This is a genomic window from Arcobacter vandammei, assembly GCF_016106035.1.
Lineage (GTDB): Bacteria > Campylobacterota > Campylobacteria > Campylobacterales > Arcobacteraceae > Aliarcobacter > Aliarcobacter vandammei.
The window spans coordinates 1-6195 of the sequence record NZ_JADKPZ010000034.1 but is presented as its reverse complement, the minus strand read 5'-3'; the positions used below and the strand labels follow the sequence as shown (position 1 = coordinate 6195).

Here is a 6195-nt window from a genome sequence, read left to right as displayed (position 1 = left end):
TCATACTTTTTTAATCTCTTTTCATTCATAACTATTCTTCTTTCTTAGATTTAGTTTCTTTACTATTTGATTTTAAAAAACTATCTGGACTCTTATGAACAATTTTTACTGTAGAAGTTAGTAATACAGCCCAAAATGCAATATATAAGAGTCCATTATTAAAATCAAAATATTCATATTCATTATTAAAGAAAAGTGCATAAACCATAACAAATAAAAGTGACCCTACTAAAACTAAAATAGATATTACAAAAAGAAATTCTCCAAGTCTGTAAATAGTTTTATTACCTATTTTATAAAAATTACACATGCTATCTCCCCTTTATTTAATATCACAATTATAGATTGTAAATATATTTACACCATTAGATATTTGATAAGCTCTTTTTTTATCAAATTTATAAGCTAAATCTTTTGAAACAATATTGTTCTTACATATTAATTCTTGATTATTTACAAAAGCTTCATAAATTTTCTCTTTTTTATAATTATTATAAAAATATAAAAAAGCTATAAGTAGTAATAGTAATGCGCCAAGTCCTAAACTTCCTAAATATGAGAAAAATAGTTCTTTCTCTTTTTTACAAGTAATATCTTGTTCCATATTGTCTCCTTGTATTATCTAAAATAGATATTATTTAATTTATTATATACTAAAAAGGATATTGTGTCAAGAAATATAATCTAAAATAGATAAATTAATGATATAATTAAAACTATATTAGATAATAAATAGGATAATTTATGACAAAAGAATATAAAGATGAAGCTAAAAAAAGAAATACCTGACTATCTAGTCAGGTATTTCTTATATTAAGCTATTTAATTTTTCTTCAATTTTAGCTTTTGTAGTAGCACCAATTGTTTGATCTACAATCTTACCATCTTTAAAATATAATATAGTAGGAATAGATCTTATTTCATATTTAGCTGTTAAATCTGGTTCAGCTTCAGTATTTACTTTACAAATTTTTGCTTTTCCTTCAAACTCTTGTGCTAATTGATCAATTGCAGGAGCAAGCATTCTACAAGGTCCACACCAAGGGGCCTAGAAATCTACTACCTTCTTTAATAGTTTCTTCCATATGTCATATAGAGCTTCTTTTACAACTCCTCCAAAGTAGTTAAATGCATTAAGATGACAAGCTATCAATGTTTCTATCTTTTCATACTCAACATAAGATGCTCTACTATAACCCATTGTTGCAACAAATGCTGAAAGATTATCTTTAGGAAATTCAACCCAATCTACTTGCAATTGATGATTTACTCATGCCTTCTCTAAACCATTTATGTATCATTCTAATTTTTCCTTTTTTTAACACTAAACCTCCAATTTAAATATGAAATTAAAGTTTAGCAAAACTAATTTTTTAGTTTAAGGTTTAAAATTCTGAATATAATTTTTTATTATTCTTCAACTGGCTAGTTTAGCACTTCGTTTGACAGTTGTTAATGATTTAAATTTATATAAATAATTAGAATCACTTTACTGATTTCTATTACTACAAATGACTGACATAAGAGGACTTTAAAGCTGATGAACTACCCTAAACTATATGTTTTAATATTAAGTTATGCTAAACTTTTATTTTGAATAATTTGTTTATTTTGTTATACATTTATGAAGTTACAAAAATATATTTAAGGATAAAACACATGAAATATGAAGAAATAAAAATAGAGTATGTAAATAGCATAAATGATATCATTGAAAAAGCTAATAATTTTTCTGATATTAAAAATTTAAACGATTACATACAAGATTCAATTTCTAAATATGAAGAATTAATTAGAACTTATAAAAATGAATGCTCTTCATTTCTTGTTAATTATGATTCAATAAAAGATAATCATTTAAAAATGTTAAAAATTGAACTTAATAAATATAATTTAAATTATGAATTAGAATTGTTAAAAGAAGGTAATATTTATAATTATCGTGAGAATATTGAAAATTATATTAAAAACAATAAGTATTTAGATGAAATAGCAATAATTACTGCTATTAACATCTATTCACAATTTGAGTCAATTAGAAATAATTTAAAAAAATCAGAATATCCATATTTACTTGAACTTATAAAACAAAAAAGATATTCATTAGAATTTAAAAGTTTTTGTCCCATATGCAAAAAAAATATATCTTATAAATCATTTAAAAAAGTTAAACCTTCTTCTTACGATTTAGAACTAGATAAAATCTCTTTATGTAATTGTAATTATCCATCGAGATACAATAGTATAGAGTATATAGAAAAAATTAATAATATCATTAATCCTACTAATAACTTTTCAATAATCAAATTTAAAAATGAACTTATAAAAAAATTAAAAAACTATACTAAAGAAAAATATCCAAATTTTTATAAAATTGATAATGATTCTTTTACTATTTATGAAAAAGAAAAAAATTTTAAAGCGTGTAATATTGATAAAAAAATTTGGTCTAAAATAAAAATGAATAATTATAATTATCATGACTTTACTTTTAATGAACAATCTCAATTAAAAAGAATACCGAATGCACTAGTATGTGGTATGACATTTTATAGTTTAGAATCTCTAATTGAGGATTTAGAAATAATTGCTAACGAAAAATATATCGAAGTAAATAATATATCATACTCTACTACAATTGAATTATCTATAAATATAAAAGATAAATATTTATATGAATTTTATAAAGTTAACTCTCAGCTAATTAATTTTATTAAAAATTATCAGAAGAAAGTTCCACAAGTAGAAGAAACTAATCAAGATGAAATATTAGCTTTAGGTTATTATTGTAAATCACAAAAAGTTACTATAAATGATATTGATAAATTTATTGCTTTATCTAATTTTTGTAATATGCATAATATTGATTTTAATGAGATAAAAGATTTAATCATCAATAATTTAAGTCATAATGATGATCTTGATTTCTAACTATATTTTATTAAAAGTAAATTAAATATTAGTGTTAAACATATAATATCTATTTCAATGGAATTTTTGAATATTTTAGATTATGATACATTAATCTTTATTAATTTAACTAACCATTTCTAAACGTAATTTTTTATCTTAAAATTCTGTTGATGACATATATCCATATTATTCAAATTCAATAATTGTTGGTTCATTATTAACTCTATTTAAAAACCTAGCTGATTTTCCTTCAAAAGAAACTTTTGCAACCCCTACTCTACCATCTCTATTTTTTAAAACTAAGATTTCCGCATCCTCTACACTATCATAATTTAACATAGTAAGTTTATCTTTGTCTTTTTTATAATATGAATCTCTGTAAAGACCTAATACTATATCAGCATCTTCTTCTATATTTCCAGAATTTTTTAAATCACTTAACATTGGCCTTTTATTTTCTCTTGATTCTAATGATCTATTTAACTGTTGAAGTAAAAATACTCTAATATTATAATCTCTAGCAATTTTTTTTAGCATAGCGCTAATATGCCCTATTTCTATATCTTCTCTTGTTTTACCAAGTAATTGAATTTTTCCTGTATGATCAACAAAAATATTTTTAATATCAGGATTTCTTCTTATAGTTGCTTTTATTCTATTTTGTAATTCTAAAATTGTTGGATATGCTTTATCATGAATTATTAAATTTGAATTTTCAAAAAATTCTACAGCTTCATTAAATTTATCTTTATTTTTTACTAATCCTCTTTTTAAGTCTGTTAAACTCTCTTGAGATCTTGCAGCTATCAATCTACTAACTATTTTTTTTCTAGGCATCTCTAAACTCTCTATTAAAACTCCCCTACCATCTTCTAAAGCTTTTGTTGCAATAGTTGAAATTATACTAGTTTTACCCATCGAAGGCCTTGCAGCAATTACAATTAAATCACCATCTTCAAATGCCCCTATAATATTATCTAAAGCTTCAAGTCCACTACTTTGACCTAATATTTTTGCTCCACCATCTAATGCCTTTTGCATATCAGCTTTAAATTCTTTTATCGTATCTCTAATTGTAGGTATTTGTTGTAAAGTCTCATTTTCAATGTTTTCAATATTAACTTGAATATTAGTAATTATATCTTGGCTATTTTTGTCATTACTTACATTAAATATAATATTTTTTGAAAGTTGCTCTAATTTTCTCAGTTTTGAGCTCTCTTTAATCTCAAGACAATAAGCTTCTGTATTAACAATAGGTTTTGCACTAAGTATCTCTATTAATACATTATCATTAAAGTCTTCTTTAGGCACCCTATTTCTAATAAAATCTTCATCTATTGGCAAACCTTCGTCATGTAAAGCTAACATAACTTGATATATATCTTGATGGGCCTTTAAGTAAAAATCATCTTTTTTTAATATTAAAGAAACTTCAAAAATTTGCTCATAATCAAAGAATATAGAACTTAAAACTAATCTTTCAATATTTAATATATTTATAAAATTCAAAGTATCCCCCTACTTTTATTCGTTATGTAACGAGTAATCTTTTTCAACACTATTTTCTTCAATGAAAAGCTTAATTTGCTCAAATGTTAATAGTGTTTTTGATTTCTCTACATCTTGCGTTGGGTCTTCTAAATTATTAATATGCAGTCTATATTTAATAATCCCCTTACTATCTGCCTCTTCTTTAATATCTGTTACAATATATTTTATAATCTCTTTATTTCCAAAAGAATCATTTTTAGTAATAAATATTATCTTATTTATAAACTGTTCAATTAAATTGACAGGCTCTTTTTTGATAACTTTACCAACTTTATCTCTATTTTTATATAGATATTTCCAAATTTCTAAGCTCTCTTCTTTTGATATGATTTTTTTAGCTGTTGTATCATATAAATAACTACTCTCTTCATCAACTTTTATAATAACTTCTTCATCAAAACCTGGCATATAATTACCAAGATCTTTTCCTCTATATTTTTCTATAACTTTTGTTTTAAATGATTTAAAATCATTTACTGCAGTTAATCTTCCAATTTCGTCTAATTGTATTTCACTTGTTTTTTTCTTAGCAAAATCATCTGGTAGTAATTTCTTAAGCTGTTGCTCTAACTTTTCTTTACTCTCATTTACAATATTTGTACGATTATTAGAATACTGTTCTTTTAAAACTATTAATAAATTATCTATATTAATATCTTCGATAGTATAATATTTACCTAAATAATTGCACTCTTTTCCATATAAATGAGAATATGCCATATTTTCACTAATAGCACCTTCAAGTATAGCATCGCTTTTAATTCTAGTTACATGAAAAATAATATATTCAACTTTTGGTCCTATTTTTTCTTCACTATATTTTAAATATAAAGTGTTTGAGCTAGAATTAATTTCATCAATTATAACTTCAATCACATCTTTTTTAAAGTTTGTGTATCTTATATATTTATTTTTTAAATCTAAAATATCTTTTATAGTATCAACTTTTAATTTAACAACATTTAAAGAATTTGATTTAAAATATTCATATAATTTTAAAGTATGTTTATATTTAAAATTTACAATATCAATTAAATCGTACATAAAAAAATTCTTTTTAAGATTTATTAAATATTCACCCATATCATCATTAAAATTAATTAATATTTTTTTTGAATACTTTTCAAATCTAAAATCATTTCTTATAAGCCCTACTTCTCTAAAGCTATCATTCTCTTCAAATGTAATATATATATTGGCTAATCTTTTTAAAGACTTTTTTGTTTCACTATATAAATGCTTTTCATTTATATTTAAATGTCTTATCTCATCTGTTGTAATCTCATAAAAATCTTGAAATAAAGAATCTTTACTATCTACTTTTGAAATAATTAATTTAAAGATTTTCAAATCATTAACAGTAAATGGAGACACATCACCTTTAATAAATTTATTAAGTTGTACAACTTTTCTATTTTTAAAAAGTCTTTTTTGTTCCTCTGCAATCAATTGCTGCTTAGTCATCAAACTATCTTTTTTCATCTTTTCTCTTCTTAAATAAAAGTTCTTGTATATTATCATATATTACTTAAATTTCTCAAAAGTTATGCTATTGGCTTTAAAATTTCTCATAAAACTGGTTTTTGATATATTAGTTCTCATTTCTTATGTCTATTCATACCTTTGACATATAAATTGAGAAAAACTATTCATTATCTCTATATTTCTGCTATTTTGTCTAAAAGTTCTCTTTTTATATGTTATATCTATAATTTACTTCTTGCTATT

At 22.8% G+C, this 6195-nt stretch carries 5 protein-coding genes and 2 pseudogenes; 1 reads left to right on the top strand and 6 read right to left on the bottom strand.

Annotation, left to right across the window (positions count from 1 at the left end; translation table 11 throughout):
• Nucleotides 1-31: 31 nt before the first annotated feature.
• The 4 genes and pseudogenes from IQC44_RS11245 to IQC44_RS11230 form a co-directional block, all read right to left on the bottom strand.
• Complete coding sequence (locus IQC44_RS11245) at nt 32-310, bottom strand: hypothetical protein (RefSeq protein WP_198306453.1); 279 nt, start codon at nt 308-310, stop codon at nt 32-34.
• Between the two features lie 12 nt (nt 311-322).
• On the bottom strand, nt 323-604 hold the full coding sequence (locus IQC44_RS11240; protein WP_198306452.1) for a hypothetical protein: 282 nt from the start codon (nt 602-604) through the stop codon (nt 323-325).
• Between the two features lie 204 nt (nt 605-808).
• Nucleotides 809-1048 (bottom strand): annotated as a pseudogene (trxA, locus tag IQC44_RS11235) (thioredoxin); the annotation flags it as partial.
• Nucleotides 1049-1069: 21 nt separating this feature from the next.
• Nucleotides 1070-1261: pseudogene (locus IQC44_RS11230) on the bottom strand (IS21 family transposase); the annotation flags it as partial.
• Nucleotides 1262-1659: 398 nt separating this feature from the next.
• On the opposite strand from IQC44_RS11230, the gene IQC44_RS11225 reads away from it, so the two are divergent.
• A complete protein-coding gene (locus IQC44_RS11225) occupies nt 1660-2931 on the top strand; it encodes a hypothetical protein (protein WP_198306451.1) in 1272 nt (423 codons plus the stop codon).
• Nucleotides 2932-3099: 168 nt separating this feature from the next.
• Here IQC44_RS11225 and IQC44_RS11220 read toward each other — a convergent pair whose 3' ends face one another.
• Both IQC44_RS11220 and IQC44_RS11215 read right to left on the bottom strand, forming a co-directional pair.
• Nucleotides 3100-4425, bottom strand: coding sequence for a DnaB-like helicase C-terminal domain-containing protein (locus IQC44_RS11220; RefSeq protein ID WP_198306450.1), 1326 nt, complete (start codon nt 4423-4425; stop codon nt 3100-3102).
• 15 nt (nt 4426-4440) lie between these two features.
• The gene (locus IQC44_RS11215) at nt 4441-5949 is read right to left on the bottom strand and encodes a replication initiation protein (protein WP_198306449.1); all 1509 of its coding nucleotides are present in this window, start codon (nt 5947-5949) and stop codon (nt 4441-4443) included.
• Nucleotides 5950-6195: the final 246 nt, after the last annotated feature.